The sequence below is a fragment of the Enterococcus sp. 5B3_DIV0040 genome, from assembly GCF_002140755.1.
GTDB lineage: Bacteria > Bacillota > Bacilli > Lactobacillales > Enterococcaceae > Enterococcus_D > Enterococcus_D casseliflavus.
Genome location: NZ_NGLC01000002.1, coordinates 504,382 through 523,375 on the forward strand (window position 1 = coordinate 504,382; position 18,994 = coordinate 523,375).

The 18,994-nt window shown below is 42.7% G+C and carries 20 protein-coding genes; all 20 read left to right on the plus strand.

The annotated features are described in order from the left end of the window. The first annotated feature begins 153 nt into the window (after positions 1-153). A complete protein-coding gene (locus tag A5883_RS14695) occupies positions 154-1,218 on the plus strand; it encodes a bifunctional transcriptional activator/DNA repair enzyme AdaA (protein ID WP_086339157.1) in 1,065 nt (354 codons plus the stop codon). Positions 1,219-1,516: 298 nt separating this feature from the next. Next, positions 1,517-1,945, plus strand: coding sequence for a MarR family winged helix-turn-helix transcriptional regulator (locus A5883_RS14700; protein ID WP_086338922.1), 429 nt, complete (start codon positions 1,517-1,519; stop codon positions 1,943-1,945). 10 nt (positions 1,946-1,955) lie between these two features. Continuing rightward, a complete protein-coding gene (locus tag A5883_RS14705; RefSeq protein WP_074536639.1) occupies positions 1,956-2,918 on the plus strand; it encodes a ring-cleaving dioxygenase in 963 nt (320 codons plus the stop codon). A 13-nt stretch (positions 2,919-2,931) separates the two neighbouring features. Next, the gene (locus tag A5883_RS14710) at positions 2,932-3,825 is read left to right on the plus strand and encodes a VOC family protein (protein WP_086338923.1); all 894 of its coding nucleotides are present in this window, start codon (positions 2,932-2,934) and stop codon (positions 3,823-3,825) included. A gap of 17 nt (positions 3,826-3,842) precedes the next feature. Further along, complete coding sequence (locus A5883_RS14715; RefSeq protein ID WP_086338924.1) at positions 3,843-4,451, plus strand: flavin reductase family protein; 609 nt, start codon at positions 3,843-3,845, stop codon at positions 4,449-4,451. 13 nt (positions 4,452-4,464) lie between these two features. Continuing rightward, positions 4,465-5,061, plus strand: coding sequence for an alpha/beta hydrolase (locus tag A5883_RS14720; RefSeq protein WP_086338925.1), 597 nt, complete (start codon positions 4,465-4,467; stop codon positions 5,059-5,061). Between the two features lie 252 nt (positions 5,062-5,313). Further along, positions 5,314-5,778: a PTS sugar transporter subunit IIA gene (locus tag A5883_RS14725; protein WP_176324012.1), complete on the plus strand. Its 465-nt coding sequence runs from the start codon at positions 5,314-5,316 to the stop codon at positions 5,776-5,778. A 13-nt stretch (positions 5,779-5,791) separates the two neighbouring features. Then, positions 5,792-6,625 (plus strand): rhamnulose-1-phosphate aldolase, encoded by an 834-nt coding sequence (gene rhaD / locus A5883_RS14730; RefSeq protein ID WP_086339158.1) that lies wholly within the window; start codon positions 5,792-5,794, stop codon positions 6,623-6,625. Positions 6,626-6,641: 16 nt separating this feature from the next. Next, a complete protein-coding gene (locus tag A5883_RS14735; RefSeq protein WP_086338927.1) occupies positions 6,642-6,941 on the plus strand; it encodes a PTS sugar transporter subunit IIB in 300 nt (99 codons plus the stop codon). A 32-nt stretch (positions 6,942-6,973) separates the two neighbouring features. After that, a complete protein-coding gene (locus tag A5883_RS14740; protein ID WP_081117715.1) occupies positions 6,974-8,395 on the plus strand; it encodes a PTS galactitol transporter subunit IIC in 1,422 nt (473 codons plus the stop codon). Then, on the plus strand, positions 8,395-9,441 hold the full coding sequence (locus A5883_RS14745; RefSeq protein WP_086338928.1) for a 2-hydroxyacid dehydrogenase: 1,047 nt from the start codon (positions 8,395-8,397) through the stop codon (positions 9,439-9,441). Before A5883_RS14740 ends, A5883_RS14745 begins: the two co-directional genes overlap by 1 nt. A 143-nt stretch (positions 9,442-9,584) precedes the next feature. Then, on the plus strand, positions 9,585-11,675 hold the full coding sequence (locus A5883_RS14750; RefSeq protein ID WP_176324013.1) for a BglG family transcription antiterminator: 2,091 nt from the start codon (positions 9,585-9,587) through the stop codon (positions 11,673-11,675). 495 nt (positions 11,676-12,170) lie between these two features. Beyond that, positions 12,171-12,602: a PTS sugar transporter subunit IIA gene (locus A5883_RS14755; RefSeq protein WP_060791613.1), complete on the plus strand. Its 432-nt coding sequence runs from the start codon at positions 12,171-12,173 to the stop codon at positions 12,600-12,602. Positions 12,603-12,604: 2 nt separating this feature from the next. Continuing rightward, positions 12,605-12,880: a preprotein translocase subunit YajC gene (gene yajC, locus A5883_RS14760; RefSeq protein WP_008376459.1), complete on the plus strand. Its 276-nt coding sequence runs from the start codon at positions 12,605-12,607 to the stop codon at positions 12,878-12,880. A 19-nt stretch (positions 12,881-12,899) separates the two neighbouring features. Beyond that, entirely contained in the window at positions 12,900-13,382 is a 483-nt protein-coding gene (gene agaV / locus A5883_RS14765; RefSeq protein ID WP_086338930.1) for a PTS N-acetylgalactosamine transporter subunit IIB, read from the plus strand. A gap of 26 nt (positions 13,383-13,408) precedes the next feature. Next, positions 13,409-14,215, plus strand: a complete 807-nt coding sequence (locus tag A5883_RS14770; RefSeq protein ID WP_005226770.1) for a PTS mannose/fructose/sorbose/N-acetylgalactosamine transporter subunit IIC — start codon at positions 13,409-13,411, stop codon at positions 14,213-14,215. After that, positions 14,205-15,233 (plus strand): PTS system mannose/fructose/sorbose family transporter subunit IID, encoded by a 1,029-nt coding sequence (locus tag A5883_RS14775; protein ID WP_005226771.1) that lies wholly within the window; start codon positions 14,205-14,207, stop codon positions 15,231-15,233. The genes A5883_RS14770 and A5883_RS14775 overlap by 11 nt, the downstream gene beginning before the upstream one ends. 214 nt (positions 15,234-15,447) lie before the next feature. Next, positions 15,448-16,182, plus strand: a complete 735-nt coding sequence (locus A5883_RS14780; protein ID WP_005226773.1) for a GntR family transcriptional regulator — start codon at positions 15,448-15,450, stop codon at positions 16,180-16,182. Between the two features lie 179 nt (positions 16,183-16,361). Next, positions 16,362-17,537 carry an SIS domain-containing protein gene (locus tag A5883_RS14785; protein ID WP_086338931.1) on the plus strand — a complete coding sequence of 392 codons (1,176 nt, stop codon included), beginning with the start codon at positions 16,362-16,364 and terminating at the stop codon, positions 17,535-17,537. A gap of 179 nt (positions 17,538-17,716) precedes the next feature. After that, positions 17,717-18,712, plus strand: a complete 996-nt coding sequence (gene lacD / locus A5883_RS14790; protein WP_254907876.1) for a tagatose-bisphosphate aldolase — start codon at positions 17,717-17,719, stop codon at positions 18,710-18,712. Positions 18,713-18,994 lie beyond the last annotated feature (282 nt).

The window sequence follows — 18,994 nt, forward strand, 5'->3', positions numbered from 1 at the left end:
AAGGTCATTCAGAGGAAAGGGTGATCGTATGTCATCAGAAGGATGTGGGCAAATTTTCGAACTGCCATTGCAGACTGCTGCATTGGTTGATCGTGTGTTTGGACAGGCACGAAGTATTTTTGTAAGTGTAGAAAAGAGGGAGGGATGCGCAAGATGATTGAAGATAGCCGACAACGGGACCACTATTACGACATGCTGATTGAAAAAAATTCCCAATATGAAGGGATTTTTTACGTTGGGGTAAAAACCACCGGCGTCTTTTGCCGTCCCACCTGCCCAGCGAAAAAACCGCTCAAAAAAAATTGCGAGTTTTTTCAGACGGCACAAGAAGCGCTGCTGGCGGCGTATCGTCCCTGCAAACGATGTCGCCCGCTCAGCTCGCCTAGCCACTTATCCCCTGACGTGAAAAGCCTGGTGGAAGCCGTGGAGAGTAACCCAGAGAAAAAGTGGACCGACAAAGATTTTGAAGCACTAGCGATCCATCCCAATACCGCACGACGACAATTCAAAAAATATTTTGGCATGACCTTTATCGAATACTCCCGTGCACGCCGCTTAGGATTAGCGTTTAAGCAGATTCGTGAAGGAGAACCGCTGATCCAAGCGCAATTAGAAGCCGGTTTCGATTCTGGCAACGGCTTTCGAGATGCGTTTTCTCGGATTATGGGGGAGTTGCCTTCCAACAGCCGCGAAAAAACGATTCTTTCTTCTGCTTGGCTTGAGACCAAGTTGGGGTCGATGTTGGCGATCAGCGACCAGCAGCAGCTTTACTTGTTAGAATTCGTGGATCGCAGAGGGCTAGAAACGGAGATTGCTGTTTTGAGAAGCCGTTTGAATGCAGTGATCATTCCTCAGCAAACAGCAATCATTCAGCAACTCAAGCAAGAACTGACGGAATATTTTGCAGGGAATCGAACTGCCTTCACGGTACCCATCGCATTGATCGGCTCTGATTTTCAAAAAGCCGTCTGGCAGCAGCTGTTGGAAATGAAGATTGGAGAAACATACTCGTACAAACAATTGGCACAGCGAATCGGCAATGAAAAAGCTACCCGAGCTGTTGCCAATGCCAACGGAAAAAACCAATTGGCGTTGATCGTTCCATGCCACCGCGTCATCAATAGCGATGGCAGCATCGGCGGCTATGGCGGCGGTGTCGAACGCAAAAAGTGGCTGCTGGCTTTGGAAAAGCAGGTGCAGCCGACCACAATGATCTAAAAAGGACAAGTATGCGTCGGAATCAGCGCTTCATTGATCGGTACATGGAATGGGTCGAATCCTCTTCAGTAAAATATATATTTAGCGGAACTTATGGAACCTTTCATAAGTTCCGCTTTTTTTCTTAGATGTGGCGGGTTCATAGAAAAAAGGCGGGACCTTCGTTAGTGTCTAAGTGTTCTTTATCTCTAAAAAATAAGCATTGAATGATTTTCTTAAATAACCAAAGCATATCCTTTTACAACTTACAAAAAGTAAGTTATGATTATCTCGAATTCGAAATAAAGAGGTGAGGAAAATGGTGCATCAAGAAGAAGCGCTCAAAGCATACATCGGTTTGCTGCGTACGGCGAGTCGTTTGGAACAAGTGGCAAAAAAAGATGTCCGTTGTTATGGCTTAAATATCACAGAGTTTTCCGTACTGGAATTGCTTTACCATAAAGGCACCCATACGACGCAGGCCATCAAGGAAAAAATCTTGATCGCCAGCAGCTCCACAACCTACGTGGTCGATCAATTAGTCAAAAAAGGCTGCGTGCAACGGGAACCTAGCCAAGAAGATCAACGGGTAACATACGTCAGTATTACGGAAGCAGGCAGGGCGTTGATGGAGAAAATTTTTCCCAGTCATGCACAAAAGATTGCGGCGAGTTTTTCCGAACTCAGCAGTGAAGAATTGCAACAATTAAAAACAATTTTACGAAAAATAACTTACGATCAGAAATGAGGAAAAGAAAATGAGAAAACAAGACCAATTATTAGGGGTACACCATGTGACGGCTATGACAAGTGATGTGGAACGGAATTACCATTTCTTTACAGATGTGTTAGGGATGCGTTTAGTGAAAAAAACCGTCAATCAAGATGACATCTATACGTACCATACTTACTTTGCGGATGATTTAGGGACACCGGGAACGACCATGACGTTCTTTGATTTTCCCAATACCGCTCGTGGTAGCAAAGGAACCAACTCGATCACCCGTACCAGTTTCCGAGTGCCCAGTGACGCAGCCCTTGATTATTATGCCGCACGCTTTGATGAATTTGAGGTAAAACACGAGGCAATCACTACCGAATTTGGGAAAAAAGTGTTGCGCTTTTGGGATTTTGATACGCAAGCCTATCAACTGATCTCTGATGAACACAATACTGGCGTGAAAGCTGGTATCCCTTGGAAAAAAGGACCCGTTCCTACTGAATTTGCGATTTACGGCTTAGGTCCTGTTGAAATGTCTGTTTCTTATTTGGCAGATTTCAAAGGACTACTGGAATCCGTCTTTGATTTCAAAACCATTGATCAAGTAGACAATCGCTATTTGCTAGAAGTCGGTGAAGGCGGCAATGGCGCCCAAATCGTTTTAGTGGAAGATACCACGAGCCCACAAGCACAACAAGGGGACGGCGAAGTGCATCATGTGGCTTTTCGCTTAGCCCACCATGACTCATTAGCAGTCTGGCAAGAAGTCTTTGATAACTTGGGATTGGCCAACTCTGGCTATGTCGATCGCTACTATTTTGAATCGTTGTATGTGCGCATCGGCCATATTCTTTTTGAACTAGCGACAGATGAACCAGGGTTTATGGGGGATGAGCCGTATGAAACATTGGGTGAATCCTTATCATTGGCACCATTTTTAGAAAATCGCCGTGAATACATCGAAGGAGTCATCAAACCCTTCAATACAAAACGCGCCTAAGGAGGCACATAGTATGCAACCCATTCAACAGATCCACCATATTTCAGCCATCGTAGGCGATCCGCAAACGAACGTTGCCTTTTACCGTGACGTGTTGGGGTTGCGCCTCGTCAAACAAACCGTCAATTTTGATGATCCTTACACGTATCATCTTTATTACAGCAATCAAGCGTTAGAAAATGGGACCATCATCACTTTCTTCCCTTGGGCAAATGCCCATCCTGGACGAGTAGGAAGCGGACAAGTCGGCACGATCGCGTTTCGTATTCCTAAAGGCAGCAGTGCCTATTGGCAAGAACATTTGGCGAAACATCAAGTAACTGTCCAAGAAAGTACATTGTTTGACCGGCCAACTTTAGAACTTCATGATCAGCATGACCTGTCTTTGGCGTTAGTCGAAGCCGAAGAGTCGGCAGAAACACCAGCGATTTTAGGCTTTCATGGGGCCGTCTTGCTTTCGGCACAACCAGAAGCGACCATTCAAACGTTGGCAGATGATCTAGGACTAAACATTTTTAACAAAACAGAGAAAAGCACCCATCTTCATACCGCAGGCACCCTCGCTCATGAGATCGTCGTGCCTCATGAAGCACTGCCAGCAGGACGCTGGGGTGTTGGCACCGTCCATCACATCGCGTGGTCTGTGCCAACGGAAGCAGTGCAAAAAGAGTGGCAAGAGTACTTGTACGATCAAAGATACGGAGTCACTGAAATCAAAGACCGCAACTATTTCAAAGCCGTCTATTTCCAAGAAAGGGGCAACATCGTCTTTGAGATCGCAACAGAAACCCCAGGCTTTTTAGTTGATGAACCATTAGAAACGTTAGGACAGCAGTTGATGCTGCCAGCCCAATTTGAAAGCCGCCGTGTAGAGATCAAGGATCGCTTGCCAGACTTATCGGTTTAGAAAAAAGGAGACGCTGTATGCACTATTTAGATCCCAAGGATTTGACCCAACGAGAAAATTATAAGCTACTGATTGGCTCCATCATTCCACGACCAGTGGCAGTGGTCAATACGCAATCAGCCGATGGTATCGTCAACATCGCCCCATTCAGTTTTTTTAACATCGTCAGCTCAGAACCCGTGATCCTCTCGTTGGCTATCCAGCGCAAAGAGGGGGAACTGAAAGACACCGCCCGCAATCTGTTGGCGACGAAAGAAGCCGTCGTGCATATTTTGGATCAAACAAATGTCCAAGAGGCCAATAAAACCGCGGCATTATTGCCCGCAGACCAAAGCGAGTTGACGGTTTCTGGGTTTACCACAACGACATCGAAAACGATTGCCGTTCCTGGCTTGAAAGAAGCCAGTGTACGCTTAGAAACGATTCTGCATCAGCACGTACCCATCAAAAAAGACCAGCAGACCACTGCCGATCTCTTATTGTTGGAAGTCGTCGGCTACCAGATTGCAGAGCATGTCTATCAAGACGGCAAGATCGATCCCCATGCCTTACAAGCAGTCAGCCGGCTAGCGGGAAATTCTTACGCAACGATTGGGGAGATTTTCGATATCAAACGACCAAGTTAAAGGAGGAACTTCGATGAAAGCAATCTACCAACAAGGAGCAGCCGACGCACCAGTTTTGGTGCTGCTCCACGGCACTGGTGGCGACGAACAGTCGTTGCTGGAAGTAGGCAAAGCCCTTGATCCCCAAGCATCACTATTAGGTATTCGCGGGAACGTTTTAGAAAACGGCATGCCTCGTTACTTCAAACGTCTAGCTGAAGGGGTGTATGATGAAGTCGACTTAGCACTTCGCGGCGACGAATTAGCCGATTTCATTCGGCAAGCCGCCAAAGAATACAACTTTTCATTAGCCCAAGTGGTACTGGTGGGTTATTCCAACGGCGCCAACATTGCCATTCGCTTATTACTAAATGATAGCGACCACTTCAAAAAAGCGATCCTCTACCACGCCATGTATCCAGTCGAGAATTTACCGACGAATTCCTTGCCTGACACTCATGTGTTTCTGAGTTTTGGCAGAAACGACCCGATCGTTTCCCTAGCCGACAGTGCTTACGTCCAAGAGATCTTCACCTCCCGGGGTGCAGTCCTTTCAACCGTTTGGACCCCAAGTCATCAGTTAACGTATGAAGAAGTCGAACGCTCGCGCACGTGGTTGACCGAACAATAAAGCAGTGCCTCTTTCCTAATCAAACAGCGATCCTGCTGGTTGGTTAGGTTTTTTTGTTTCACGTGAAAACAGGAAACAGATTTGCTTTAATCACATCGAGTCAAGAGTATTTGCTGAAACATTGAATTATCTCTAGTAACCCAATTTTTTTTCATATAAAAATAAAAATTGTGATGAAAGCGATAACAAAAAGTTTGTGAAATACCTTAAACTATAAATACAGTCGCAATGGAAAGGAGGAATATGAGAGTTATGGAAGAATTCTTTGACACAAAATTGACAGATGTGATTGAAACCAATGGGAATCAAGAAGAATACTTTACCTGCATCTTTCAAAAGCTAAAAGAACAAGGATATGTTCAAGATAGTTTCTTGTTGGCGATCACCAATAGAGAAAAAGATTACCCAACGGGATTAAAGACCCAATTTATGGGAATTGCAATACCTCATACGGAACCACAACATATCAAAAAACCGTTTATTTATTTAACAAAGCTAAAAACACCCATTGAGTTTGGACAGATGGGCTCGTGTGATGAATATGTACAAGTTCGTTATATTTTTGTTTTAGGATTTGATAAAGGTGATCAGCAATTAGTTTTGTTAAAGAATTTAATGGCGATGTTCACTGATGAGAGCACTATGAACAAGCTGTCTCAAGATATCACTGCAGATGAAATGTATCAATTAGTTACACAATATTTTAAAAATAGATAGGAGAGAAGTAATGATGAAAATCCACAATATTTATGAAGCACCGTTTATCAAGGAAATGTGTGAAGCAACAAGGAACTTGTGGAACAACGGGTGGGCAGAAAGAAATGGCGGGAACATCAGTTATCGTATAGATGAAGAGGAAGTTCAGTTTTACCTTGATACGAATCGAGTGGTTTATGAAGCGGCATTGGGTTTTGAAATTCCTGAACTGGCAGGTATGATCTTTTTAGTCTCAGGATCAGGTAAATATTTTAAAAATGTTTGGCAAAATCCAGCAGATAATTTGGTCATTTTAAAAATCGATAAAGAAGGGAAGCACTATCAAGTTTTGTGGGGACTTGAAACGGGCGGGATTCCTACGAGTGAACTTGCTTCTCATCTTAAGTGTCACGCAGTGCGTCTTCGTCAAGATTCGGAACATCGAGTGATTCTACACACCCATTCAATTGCTATTTCGGCGATGACTTTTGTTCATGATTTAGATGAAAATCGCTTTACTAAGACATTGTGGGAAATGATCACAGAATGTTTAGTCGTTTTTCCAGATGGAGTTGCTGTCTTACCGTGGATGGTCGCAGGGACAGTTGCGCTTGGGGAAGCTTCTGCAGAGAAAATGGCATACTCACGAATCGTGGTTTGGCCGCACCACGGTATTATGGGTGCCGGACAATCCATGGACGATGCCTTTGGATTGGTTGAAACTGCTGAAAAAGCAGCTGATATCTATATGCGAGCAATCGCTGCACCAACAGGAATCGTTCAAAAGATTACGGATCAACAACTTTGGGATCTAGCCGATCGCTTTGGTGTAACGCCTAAAGCTGGCATCTTAAACGAAAGAAAATAAAAAGGAGGAACGAATTATGAAGAAGGTCAATGTCATTTCAGTATGTGGTTCGGGAACTGTTACAAGTTCGATGGTTGCGGGCAAAGTTAAAGACTTTTTAGAAGAAAATGGTTATAAGGCAAAAACGGTAGAAGTCAATCCAGGGGGAGTTGATGGGGAATTGGCTTCAGGTCAATGGGATGTGATTGTCCATACAAGTCCTTTGAAAGGAAAATATGAGATTCCAACGATCAATTCTGTAGGATTGTTGACAGGTATGGGGGAAGAAGAATTCTATGAGGAGCTGCTAAAAACAGTTGCAGCGATTGCTGGGTAATTCGAGAGAACTAAGAAGAGGAGGGGGAACCTTTGTTAGAGATTTTATCGAATATTATGGATTCGTTTGGGGCTGCAATCGTCGTTCCAGTGATTATTTTCTTTATTGCTTTAGTGATGAAAGTAAAACCCAAAAAAGCGTTTAACGCAGCACTGAATGCAGGGATCGGCTTAACCGGATTCAATATGATTATCGGCGCATATTCGCCGATCGTTACGCCAGTCGTACAAAGAATGGTAGCAGAAACAGGGGTAAACTTAAGGATTTTAGATACTGGTTGGCAGGCTACGAGTGTTGTTGCCTATTCTACACAAGTTGGGATGATTTTCTTAGGTTTGGGATTGCTTATGCAGCTCATTTTATTCGTTTTGAAATTTACCAATATTTTCATGCCTTCTGATTTATGGAATAATTATTCCTTTATGCTTTGGGGCTCGATGCTTTACATCGCAACGGGAAATTTATGGCTCTCAATTGGTTTGATGGTCCTTTCAAATCTGTATTGCTTTGTTTTTTCCGAGATCGTCGCCAAAAGATGGTCGACGTATTATGGTTATCCAAGCTGCACGATCACCGCACCACACCATATTTGCTCAGTTCCTTTAGCAATTGGCATCGATTGGATATTAACGAAGTTGGGAGCTAATAAGGTACAATGGAATCCAGAAAAAATCCAAGAAAAACTAGGATTTTTAGGTGAACCGACTTCATTAGGACTCGTACTTGGTTCTCTGTTGGGATTAGCAGGAAACTTTATGCGGTTGAATACACTTGAAGGTTGGGGAGAAATTGCCACTGTCGGTATCGCAACGGCTGCTATCATGGCGATCTTTCCAAAAATTGCGGGTATATTTGCTTCAGCGTTTACGACCATCACGGACGCTTCGAAAAAAACTGCAAAAAGTGGAGGCAAAAATCGTGTTTGGTTTCTTGCAATCAATGATGCCGCTGGTTATGGTGAAACGTCTACTTTGTTAACAGGAATGCTGCTTATGCCGATCGTCTTGATTTTAGCAATCATTTTACCAGGAAACGAAACGTTACCGATGGTCGATCTGATTGCGATCCCTTATATGATCGAGTTGATTATTTGTATTTCAAATGGCAATATTTTTAAATCGTTGATTTCTGGAACAATTTGGTGTATCGGCGGTTTGTATATGATTACAGCTGTTGCGCCTATTTTTACTGAAGTTGCCATGGAAGTCGGTGTAAACCTTCCTGAAGGTGCGTTATTGATCTGTAGTTTTGCAGTAATGACAAACCATATTATGGGTGGTCTTTTCTTGATTTTTTTAACTCAGAATCCATTTTTGATCGGCTTGTCAGTGATAGTTTATATCGGCATGTACTTCTTTGTAAGAACGAAGAGAGAGGTTATCCATAATTATTTAGAGAAGCAAGCAGAGTTAGAATCAAATGTACAAATAACGTTAAATGAGGGGGCAACTTGATGACGAAAGTGATTGTGGTTGGTGATCGGTTGGTAGCAAGTAAGACATTAGAAGAAGCGGCCTATCAAATGAATTTAGGAGATTCTATCCAAGTTGAGCGGTTTGAATGGTACTCGGATTTAACAAAAGAACAATTTCAGGAAAAGATTTTACTGATTGAAAAAGGTGGACCTGAGGCTGTAGAGATTCCTGAAGGACTGGTTGAGTCAATGAGGGATGCAGACTATCTATTTGTTCATATCGCTCCGATCTCGAAAGAAATGCTTGATCATGCGTCTTGCTTAAAATTAATCGGTACCTGTCGGGGCGGATTAGAACATGTCGCACTGGAGGAGATTAAAAGCAGAAATATTCCTTTACTTCACGTGATAAGAAATGCTGAGCCTGTAGCAGATTTTACCGTAGGGTTGATTTACGCGGAAACCCGCAACATTGCCAGAGGCCATCGAGATGTCATGAATGGCAAGTGGTCGAAATCATTTCCCAACGACCCATATAAAACCACATTGAATCATTTGACAGTGGGCCTGATTGGATTAGGCTATATTGGCAAACTTGTTGCCAAACGTCTGAATCACTTAGGTATTTCAGTAATTGCGTACGATCCGTTTATTGATCAAGAGAAAATCAGACAAGAGGGATTAGCAATTGAATTCAGAGGACTTGAGGAGACATTCTCAGAAGCGGATGTTGTATCGTTGCATTTACGGGCAAGTCCTGAAACAAAAAACTTAGTGAATGAGCAGTTGATCTCGTTGATGAAACCAAGTGCTTACTTAATCAACACGGCAAGAGCGGCAGTATTAGAAAAAGACGCATTGATCAAAGCACTTCAAGAAAAGAAAATTGCAGGTGCGGCATTAGATGTCATCTGGGAAGAACCAATTCAAAAAGATGATCCTCTTTTACAGCTAGAAAATGTGACTCTCACCCCACATATAGCTGGCGACACAATCGATGCAATACCTAAATCTCCATATCTTTTAAGAGATGTGATCAATGCGTATTTAGAAACTGGCATAAGTGATATGCTAATTAAATTATAAACAAGTTGTGTAACAAAAGAAAGTCAAACTGGGCTATAAGATGAACTCTTATAGCCCTTGACTTCTAATAGTACACAGAAAGTACTTAGGGAGAATCGGCAAAAGTTGTTTGAATGGATCTAGGTGAAAAGGGGCGGGGACAAATGGACTCGATGATGCATCGGATATTGCTATTTATTTTGAACAATCAAAGTATCTCTGCACATGTTTTGATGGAAGAATTCTATTTGAGTAAAAATCAGTTAGACTATCGAATCGGAAAAGTAAACGAATTTTTACAAGAAAAAGGATTTCCGGTAATTATCAAGAGCGGTTCTTACTATGTGTTAGACATAAAAAAGAAATATAGACAAGAAATTTTAGCCTTAGAAAAAGCACCAGTCTATTATACTGCTGAGGAAAGACAAATATATATTTTGCTTTTGATCACGTTATACGAGAAGTTCACTTTAAGCGGGTTAGCCCAAAAATTCAGAGTAAGTAAAAATACGATTTTAACAGATATCAAAAATTTGAAAATACTAGCTAACAGAAACGGCGTAGGTATTCGATCGGCGCGTCAAACAGGATATTATTTGCATGGGAAAGAAATAGAGATCCGAAAGCTATGGACGAACCTATTGAAAAAAGAACAAGAAAAAGATCCTACACTTCTACAGTCTAAATCAGTTCTTATGATAGAGCACGACCTTATAAATGAAGTTTCCCTAAGAGTTGAGCAATTAGAAAAAAAGATGAATGTATCTTTTTCTGAAATTAAAGTATCTTTTTTAAGTATGATCATTTATCTATCTATTCAGCGGGCAAAACAAAAAAAGTCGATTGAAGAGTCGACGATTCGTACGGTTAATAGATTATTGGATAAGAAAACTCATGAAACAGCAGAAAAATGTTTTAAAGACTTATACAAAGACAGCCCCAAAACACTCGTTACGAAAGAAATCTACTACATCACCATGCATATACTCAGCATGAACGTTATAAAAAGAATGATGTTTCGATACAATCAAGAATTAGATACAGCAATCATGAAAAGTATCCAACGATTTGAAGAGTGTAGTATTACCGTGATTGAAAATAAGGAAGAATTGAAAGATGTGTTGTATCAGCATATTGTACCAGCGAGTTATCGAATTCGATTTGGGGTGCCAGATGAAAATACACTATCGGAAAAAATAGAAAATGAATATAAAGCATTTGAACTGATAGTAAAAGAATCGATCAAATTTATTGAGATCGAGCTAAATATTAACTTCACAGGAATGGAGCTTTCGTACATAGTGATTCTATTTATGAGCTTCTTACATGAAGCGAAAAAAAGAAATGATCAAAAGAAGACCGCAGTTGTCGTGTGTATGCACGGCATTTCTGTGTCACACCTTTTATTGAAAAGCTTGCGAGAACTGTTTCCTCAAATAAATTTTATTCGCTTTATGTCGTTAAGAGAATACTATGATGTTGGCCCCCAGGTAGACCTTATTTTCTCTACTGTTGAAATTGACACAGACCAACCATTCTATTTAATTAAGCACTTTTTAACAGACTCGGAGAAGAAGTTATTACGAGAAAAAGTAGAAATAGACGCTTTCGAGAACCGTAACTTGATCAGAACTAGCAGTGAGCATGAAATAGATGAGCTTATTTCTTTGATCGGAAAATATGCAACGATCCATTCAAAACAACAGTTGAGAAAAGAACTGCAAAAACATATTTTTCACAAAACCTCATCAAAGCAAGTTCCATATAATTACCAAAAAGAAAGTCAATTGTTAGAGCTGTTGCCGTGCGCCCATATCCAGACTTACGATACAGGCGAGCTGTCCTTTGAAGAAGCGATTAGACAATGCGGAAAGCCGTTACTAAAACGAGGATTCGTTTCAGAAGCATACATCGAGACAATCATCAAAAATTATAATAGTGAGTATCCATATTTTGTTATTGCACCGAGTGTTGCTATTCCTCATGCTGCACCGGAAGACGGAGTGTACGAGTTAGGGATGTCTCTACTTCGTGTAAAAAAACCAGTGAAATTTTCTAAGCAGTTAGGTGTTCAACTATTGATTATGATTGCGCCGAAGGACAAGAAGAGCCACTTAAACGCAGTAACGACCCTACATGCTTTGGTGAGTGACACTACCTTTAGACAAAAACTCCTTTCGGCAACCTATGAGAAAGATATTTATCAACTACTGAAGGAAAGATTAGAAAATAGCGAAATCAGGGATAGGGAATGATTCACATGAACTAGAAAAAAATGACCGTTTCACATCGAGATGATTTGCGTTTTTCATTATTTATTTCCCGAGTGATTTACCATATTTATCATGCGGCAGTTCAAAATATCTTCGAGCGAAAATAAAGAACCAGTCACGGAGTTACCCTGACTGGTTTTTTATTTTATTCAGCATGGTATTCTTAGGATCGCTTATTTCAAGGGGAAATAGAGGTTTTCATCGGAAAAAAATGAGCGTATGGTTCTTTTAATACCAGTATCTGAAAGCAGATGCTAAAATTTGTGAAAAATAACAATCGCATATATGTCTAGTTTGCTTATCATTAAAAATAATAGATTATTATGTTTTATAAACACAATATTTACGCTCTTTTTCGTACTTAAAGATAACAAAGTCATTTTTATATAAAAACAAAAATTTTGTTGACAGACAAAATGAAAGTGTTTATATTGGATATGTGGTTACTACCAGTTGAGAATATGGGGAGGACATAAGATGCTTGGTTTGGTTTTAACAGGTCATGGAGGATTTGCGCAAGGGATGGAAAATGCGCTTGCGATGATTGCAGGGCCGCAAGAACAGTTTCTAGCAGTGCCGTTTTTAGAGGAAAATCCGTTAGCTGACTTTGAAAAAGAGTTGCAAGGAGCAATCGATCAATTAAAGGAAACCTGTGATGGGGTCGTGATTTGTGCAGACCTTGTGGGCGGGACCCCTTTTAATGTTGCGATGACCGCTGCCAATGAGGACCCGCAAGTCGAGGTCATCGGCGGCAGCAATCTGCTGATGCTAGTGGAAGGTTCGTTGACTAGATATACAGCAGCTGATCCAGAGCGCTTTTGCCAAGAACTGGCAGAGATTGGCAAGACCGGTATTTTTCACGGAAAGATCAAAGGCCATGAGGAAATCAATGAGGAAGAAGGAATTTAAACATGTGGGAAATGATCTTAGCAGCCTCAATCGTGGTGCTTGTTTTTCTCTTTCTCTTTTTGGCGGTCTCATCTTTCTTGAATGGGAAACATCTGAAAAAGCAAAAAGGTTATTTCGCTGAATTGCAGCAGTCCTTGAAAAAGGGGCAGAAAATCAAATTATACGGCGGCATTATTGGGGAGATTCAAGCACTTGGGAAAGAGACAGTGGATCTAAGGGTGAAATCGGGAACGGTGATCGAAGTAGAACGTAGTGCGGTTGCAGAAATCATGCAGTAAATAGAAGGAGGACATATTTATGGGAGAACCAAATATTTTATTGACGCGAATCGACAATCGGTTGATTCATGGGCAAGTTGCCACACAATGGAACGGTACGTTGGGGGCAAATCTAATTTTAGTGGCAAATGATAAGGTCGCCAAAGACAAAGTCAGACAAGGGTTGATGGATATGGCGGCGCCAGCTGGCGTCCAAACGAGGTATTTCTCGCTTCAAAAAACCATCGAGATCATTCATAAAGCATCGCCAAAACAAAAGATTTTCATGGTGGTTGAAAATCCGCAAGATGCGTTGAAATTAGCTGAAGGTGGGGTGCCGATCAAGAAACTGAACATTGGGAATATGCATATGTCAGAAGGGAAAAGACAGGTTGCTACGACAGTTGCCGTCGATGAAGTAGATGTCGATGCCTTTAAAAAACTGAAGGAAATGGGGGTGCAATTAGTGATCCAGCGGGTTCCAACGACACCTGTTGAAGATGAAAAGAAATTGTTTCAGTAATGCAGAGGTAAGGAAGGAGAAAGAAAATGGATTACACGATTTTTCAAATCATTCTAGTCTTCATAGTCACATTCATTGCCGCGATCGATCAATTTAGTTTTTTAGAATCATTGTACCAACCCATTGTTACTGGGATGGTTATCGGACTTATTCTTGGAGATCTTCAAACCGGCTTGATCGTTGGCGGAACGTATCAGTTAATGACGATCGGCAATATGCCAGTGGGCGGCGCGCAACCGCCAAATGCGGTGATTGGCGGAATTATGGCAGCAATCTTAGCAATCACGCTGCAACTAGAACCAACAGTAGCGGTTGCTACGGCGATTCCGTTTTCTTTGCTGGGGCAATATGGGGTGACGATTATCTTCTCACTAATGTCGCCAGTGATGTCAAAAGCTGACAGCTACGCCCATGATGCCAATACGAAGGGCATTGATCGAATCAATTATTTAGCGATGGCGGGTCTTGGAACGATCTTCGGCTTGATCGTGGTCTTATTCTTTATCGGCGGTGCTGCCTTCGGGAATCAGGCGGTCGCAGCGATCCCTCAATGGTTGATGGGTGGGCTCGGCGCAGCTGGGGGCATGATGCGGTATGTCGGTTTTGCGATTTTACTAAAAGTGATGGTTTCCAAAGAAATGTGGGGCTTCTTCTTTATGGGGTTTGGTTTAGCCACGATCGTAATGGCGGCACCTTCTTTGCAAGGACCAGCCTTGATCATTCTAGCCTTTATCGGTTTTGCATTAGCTTTTTGGGATTATCAAATCCAGTCCAAGTTTAAAGTAGCAGCAGCCAATACCTATGATTTCGGAGGCGATGAAGATGGCATATAATATTCCCGATTCTTATAGCGAACAAGCGCCCGCAGAACAACTGGATAAAAAGACCTTGAACAATATGGTCTGGCGTTCCTTATTTCTACAAGCCTCTTTCAACTATGAGCGAATGCAGGCAGGAGGCTGGTTATTCAGTATTTTACCGGGATTGAAAAAGATCCATAAAAATGAAAAGGACTTGGCTGCTTCAATGAGCCATAACTTAGAGTTTTTCAATACCCATCCATTTTTGGTGAACTTTGTGATGGGGATCATTTTATCGATGGAACAAAACAAAGCCGATATTCCCATGATTCGGGCAGTGCGAGTCGCCGCGATGGGACCGTTAGGCGGGATCGGTGATGCGTTGTTCTGGTTTACCTTGGTACCAATCACGGCGGGTATCACAGCCAATATGGCGATCAGCGGCAATATCGCTGCACCGTTTATATTCTTACTGGTATTCAATGCGGCCCAATTTGGTTTGCGGTACTTCTTGATGCACTGGTCCTATCGTTTAGGGACAGATGCAATTGGCATCTTAACGGAAAATGCCAAAGAGTTTACCCGAGCAGCGAGTATTTTAGGGATTTTTGTTGTTGGCTCCTTGACCTGCGTGTATGGAGCGACGTCTTTGGATATTCAGATCCCTAACGGCACTACCAATGAAGTGACGCAAGCGACGACGATCGTGGATGATCAAGCAGCCATTGCCGCTTACGAAGACATGTTGTATACCACGGATGAGAATGGTCAATTGACCGACACACTGCAAGAAAATGCGGCGGTCAACGAACTGGCTAACGGCAAATATGAATTGACGTTTAACAAAGTCAATGAAGTGCCCGTGACGATCGATATTCAAAAAATCCTCGATGGGATCTTGCCGCAAGTGATTCCATTGACCATCACATTGATGCTGTATTTCTTCTTATCAAAACGCGGCTGGACGCCGTTGAAATGTATCGCTTTGCTGCTAGTGATCGGCTTGATCGGTTCTGGCTTTGGCCTGTATCCATCCATTTGGCCGCAATAAGCAAGCTAGCAGAAGAAACGGCGCAACACGTAGGAGGAGTTTTGCTAAGCAAGCAACAGCTGACTTTTCAGCTTAGCTCGTGCTGGCAATTGGTTCATTTTCCTGCGTGAAAAGACACAAATTCAGGAAACAGAGCCCCTGTAGACGATTGTTTGACACGCCTATCGGGAAATAGTACACTCGTTATGTGGTAGTAACCAGTTTGGAGGGGCTTATGAATATCAATAAAAATCGACAACCATTATACGATCAATTGTTAAATTTACTGATTGAAAAAATCGAAAATGAAATGGAAGCAGACACAATGCTTCCCTCAGAAAGAGAGCTGTCAAAGCGCTACGGATTAAGTCGGACCACCGTTCGCTTGGCTCTACAGGAGTTAGAAAAATTAGGCTATATTTATCGCCAACATGGCAAAGGCACCTTTGTCTCGGATATCCGCAAGCAGGCAACCAATTTATCAGGTTCGTATAGTTTTACCGAACAGATGAAAGCACTAGGAAAACAACCAGAAACTAGAGTATTGGCATTCAAAAAAATGGAAGCGACAAAATATTTTGCCACTCAGTTGCAAGTTTCCATCGGCGAGCCGATCTACAAGTTAAAACGATTGCGTCTTGCTGATGGCCAACCGATGATGATCGAGCGTTCTTATCTGCCGGTCAAACGTTTCATGCATTTAACGAGTGAGATGATCGAGCAAAAACCATTGTACGATATATTTCATGAAGACTTTCATCAAGTGATCCGCCTCGCGGACGAAGAATTTTTTGCCAGCATTGCCAGTGCGAAAGATGCGGCATTGCTGAAAATCCACGAAGGTGCGCCAGTGTTGAACCTGGTACGCAGCACGTTCAATATTGAAAATGAAGTGATCGAATACACCTTGAGTGTTGCTCGAGCAGACCAATTTAGATACAAAGTCCGCCACTTGCGTAACGACGAGTAGCGCATTTCCTAGACAGTCTGAAATGATCCACTCGAGCAAAGAAAAGGCGTGTATTCAAAACCAGTGAGGTCGGGGAAGTTTGCCCTTTGGGTGATCGCTAAGCATTCATCCAAGACAAGCGCTCCTCGCACCGTCACTGGGAATACATACTGGAAAAACAGTAGCTAGGAGGAAGAAAGATGTTTCAACTGTCAACAAAGGAATTAGCAGAATTAGGCGCGGAGATTACAACAAGAGAAATCAAACAACAGCCAGAACTTTGGCAAGAAACCTTGACGATCTATCAAGAAAAGCAAGAGGCGATCGCGACTTTCTTACGTACCATCAAGCAAAAGACGGACAAACGAATCCGGGTGGTCTTCACGGGAGCGGGGACGTCGCAATATGTCGGAGATACGATCGTTCCTTACTTGAATAAGACCGGCGCAACTGCGGATTATGTTTTTGAAAGTATTGCTACGACGGATATTGTCGCAGCTCCAGAACAAGTTTTATTTGCGGATGAACCAACACTGCTCGTTTCTTTTGCTAGAAGCGGCAATTCACCAGAAAGTTTAGCAGCGGTCAAAATCGTCGATCAATTCGTTGCCGACAGTTATCATTTGACGATCACTTGTGCAGCCGACGGATCTTTGGCACAACAAGCTGCCGCTGATGAAACGAGCTATCTGTTATTGATGCCTGAGAGGTCAAATGATGCTGGCTTTGCAATGACGGGAAGTTTTTCTTGCATGGCTCTTTCCGCACTGCTGATTTTTGACCAGACGCCTCTGACAGAAAAGAGGCATTATGTTGAAACCCTTAGCCGATTGGGGCAAGAAGTGATCGACAGAGAAACAGAACTCCAAGTACTGACGGACCGTTCCTTTAAGCGGATCGTTTACCTTGGGTCAGGCACGTTGTCGGGGTTGACCAGGGAAGCACAGCTAAAAGTATTGGAACTGACTGCGGGAAAAATCGCCACCGTGTTCGATTCTTCGATGGGCTTCCGTCATGGACCGAAATCATTCGTAGATGATCAAACCCTCGTCTTTGTCTTTGTCAGCAATACGTCCTACACGCGGCAGTATGATCTTGATATGTTGGAAGAATTAAAGAGCGACGGCATCGCCGCCGCAGTGACTGCTATCGGACAGCCGACAGCTGTGAATTTCTCAGGAACAAACTTTTTCTTTCCAGATGACACATCATTGCCAGACGGTTATCTTGCCTTAGCAGACATTGTCTTTGCACAAACGATCGCACTGCTAGCATCGATCAAAGTCGGGAATACACCCGACACACCTTCGCCAACGCGTACCGTCAATCGGGTGGTCAAAGGCGTGACGATTCATCCGTATAACAACGAACGATGACTGAGAAAGCCCACCACGAGCACGTATCTTTTCGTGTACGAAGTCGATACGTGCGGTGGTCAATCAGTCGAACGGCTTCATCAATAGACATTTTTATACGTGCTGACAACCGTTTCGCCAACGCTGAAAAAAGTGAAAGCGGTTGATTCTTTGGCATGGACAAAAAAGGAGGAATTTTAATGAAAGCAACCGTAACGAAAGCCAAAAAAGCAGCGATGGATCGCCTGTCAACGAAAGAAGGAGTGATCGCAGCTTTAGCGATCGACCAACGAGGAGCCTTGAAAAAAATGATGGCAGCACTTGGCGTTGAGGCTGACGCAGAGAAAATCAGCCAGTTTAAAACGCTAGTCTCACAAGAATTGACCCCTTACGCGTCTTCTATTTTATTAGATCCAGAATATGGGTTGGCAGCTGCGCAAAGCCGTGATCCAGAGGCGGGGCTTTTGCTGGCGTATGAAAAAACCGGCTATGATGCGACTACGCCGGGACGTTTGCCTGATTTATTAGGGGAATGGTCGGTTGAGCGATTAAAAGCAGCTGGCGCAGATGCCATCAAATTTTTGCTTTACTATGATGTAGATGAAGATGCCCATATCAATCAGTTGAAACATGTCTTTGTGGAACGACTCGGCAGTGAATGCCAAGCGGCTGATCTGCCCTTCTTTTTAGAAGTCCTTTCCTATGATGCTAAATTGCCTGAAGTCGACTCAAAAGCATATGCGCAACGCAAACCAGAAAAAGTCATCGGATTGATGAAGGAATTTTCAAAACCGCAATACAAAGTTGATGTGTTAAAGGTGGAAGTACCAGTCGACATGAATTATGTGGCAGGTTTTGCCAAGGGAGAAGCCGTGCATACCAAGGAAGAAGCTGCCGCGTATTTCAAAGCGCAAAGCGACGCGACGCATCTGCCGTTTATTTTTCTCAGTGCAGGCGTATCAGCCAGCTTATTCCAAGAAACGCTGGTTTTTGCCAAAGAAGCTGGCTCCACCTTCAATGGCGTCTTGTGCGGCCGGGCAACGTGGAAAGATGGTGTTGAACCCTTTGTAAAACAAGGAACAGAAGCAGCCAAAGAATGGCTAGCAAGTACTGGAAAACAGCACATCGAAGACTTGAATGAAGTGATCCAAAAGACCGCCACTTCTTGGTGGGACAAAGTCGCAGTCAAGGAATAGTTTTTTCACTGTTTGACAAGAGAAATGGCCAATAATCAGACATCTTAAGGGCTTTTGAGAAGAAGTGGCAGGCTTCTGACTTAAGGCTCTAGGGTGTCTTTTTCTAGTGAAAAAAGGTTGATAGTATAACGGACGCTGCCCTCATCTAGACAAAAAAGGAGCAAAAAATTATGAAAAAAAGTCAGAGCACTATGGATGATTTATCATAATTTTTTCATATAGACTAAGTTAACTTTGCTAGTTAAAAGAAAAAGAAGGGAAGAAAATCAATCCTAAAAGATT

What these genes read in the sequence shown, in the direction of transcription:
- A5883_RS14695 (WP_086339157.1), top strand. Translation starts at nt 154, where the DNA reads ATGATTGAAGATAGCCGACAACGGGACCACTATTACGACATGCTGATT.
- A5883_RS14700 (WP_086338922.1), top strand. Translation starts at nt 1,517, where the DNA reads ATGGTGCATCAAGAAGAAGCGCTCAAAGCATACATCGGTTTGCTGCGT.
- A5883_RS14705 (WP_074536639.1), top strand. Translation starts at nt 1,956, where the DNA reads ATGAGAAAACAAGACCAATTATTAGGGGTACACCATGTGACGGCTATG.
- A5883_RS14710 (WP_086338923.1), top strand. Translation starts at nt 2,932, where the DNA reads ATGCAACCCATTCAACAGATCCACCATATTTCAGCCATCGTAGGCGAT.
- A5883_RS14715 (WP_086338924.1), top strand. Translation starts at nt 3,843, where the DNA reads ATGCACTATTTAGATCCCAAGGATTTGACCCAACGAGAAAATTATAAG.
- A5883_RS14720 (WP_086338925.1), top strand. Translation starts at nt 4,465, where the DNA reads ATGAAAGCAATCTACCAACAAGGAGCAGCCGACGCACCAGTTTTGGTG.
- A5883_RS14725 (WP_176324012.1), top strand. Translation starts at nt 5,314, where the DNA reads ATGGAAGAATTCTTTGACACAAAATTGACAGATGTGATTGAAACCAAT.
- rhaD (WP_086339158.1), top strand. Translation starts at nt 5,792, where the DNA reads ATGAAAATCCACAATATTTATGAAGCACCGTTTATCAAGGAAATGTGT.
- A5883_RS14735 (WP_086338927.1), top strand. Translation starts at nt 6,642, where the DNA reads ATGAAGAAGGTCAATGTCATTTCAGTATGTGGTTCGGGAACTGTTACA.
- A5883_RS14745 (WP_086338928.1), top strand. Translation starts at nt 8,395, where the DNA reads ATGACGAAAGTGATTGTGGTTGGTGATCGGTTGGTAGCAAGTAAGACA.
- A5883_RS14750 (WP_176324013.1), top strand. Translation starts at nt 9,585, where the DNA reads ATGGACTCGATGATGCATCGGATATTGCTATTTATTTTGAACAATCAA.
- A5883_RS14755 (WP_060791613.1), top strand. Translation starts at nt 12,171, where the DNA reads ATGCTTGGTTTGGTTTTAACAGGTCATGGAGGATTTGCGCAAGGGATG.
- yajC (WP_008376459.1), top strand. Translation starts at nt 12,605, where the DNA reads ATGTGGGAAATGATCTTAGCAGCCTCAATCGTGGTGCTTGTTTTTCTC.
- agaV (WP_086338930.1), top strand. Translation starts at nt 12,900, where the DNA reads ATGGGAGAACCAAATATTTTATTGACGCGAATCGACAATCGGTTGATT.
- A5883_RS14770 (WP_005226770.1), top strand. Translation starts at nt 13,409, where the DNA reads ATGGATTACACGATTTTTCAAATCATTCTAGTCTTCATAGTCACATTC.
- A5883_RS14775 (WP_005226771.1), top strand. Translation starts at nt 14,205, where the DNA reads ATGGCATATAATATTCCCGATTCTTATAGCGAACAAGCGCCCGCAGAA.
- A5883_RS14780 (WP_005226773.1), top strand. Translation starts at nt 15,448, where the DNA reads ATGAATATCAATAAAAATCGACAACCATTATACGATCAATTGTTAAAT.
- A5883_RS14785 (WP_086338931.1), top strand. Translation starts at nt 16,362, where the DNA reads ATGTTTCAACTGTCAACAAAGGAATTAGCAGAATTAGGCGCGGAGATT.
- lacD (WP_254907876.1), top strand. Translation starts at nt 17,717, where the DNA reads ATGAAAGCAACCGTAACGAAAGCCAAAAAAGCAGCGATGGATCGCCTG.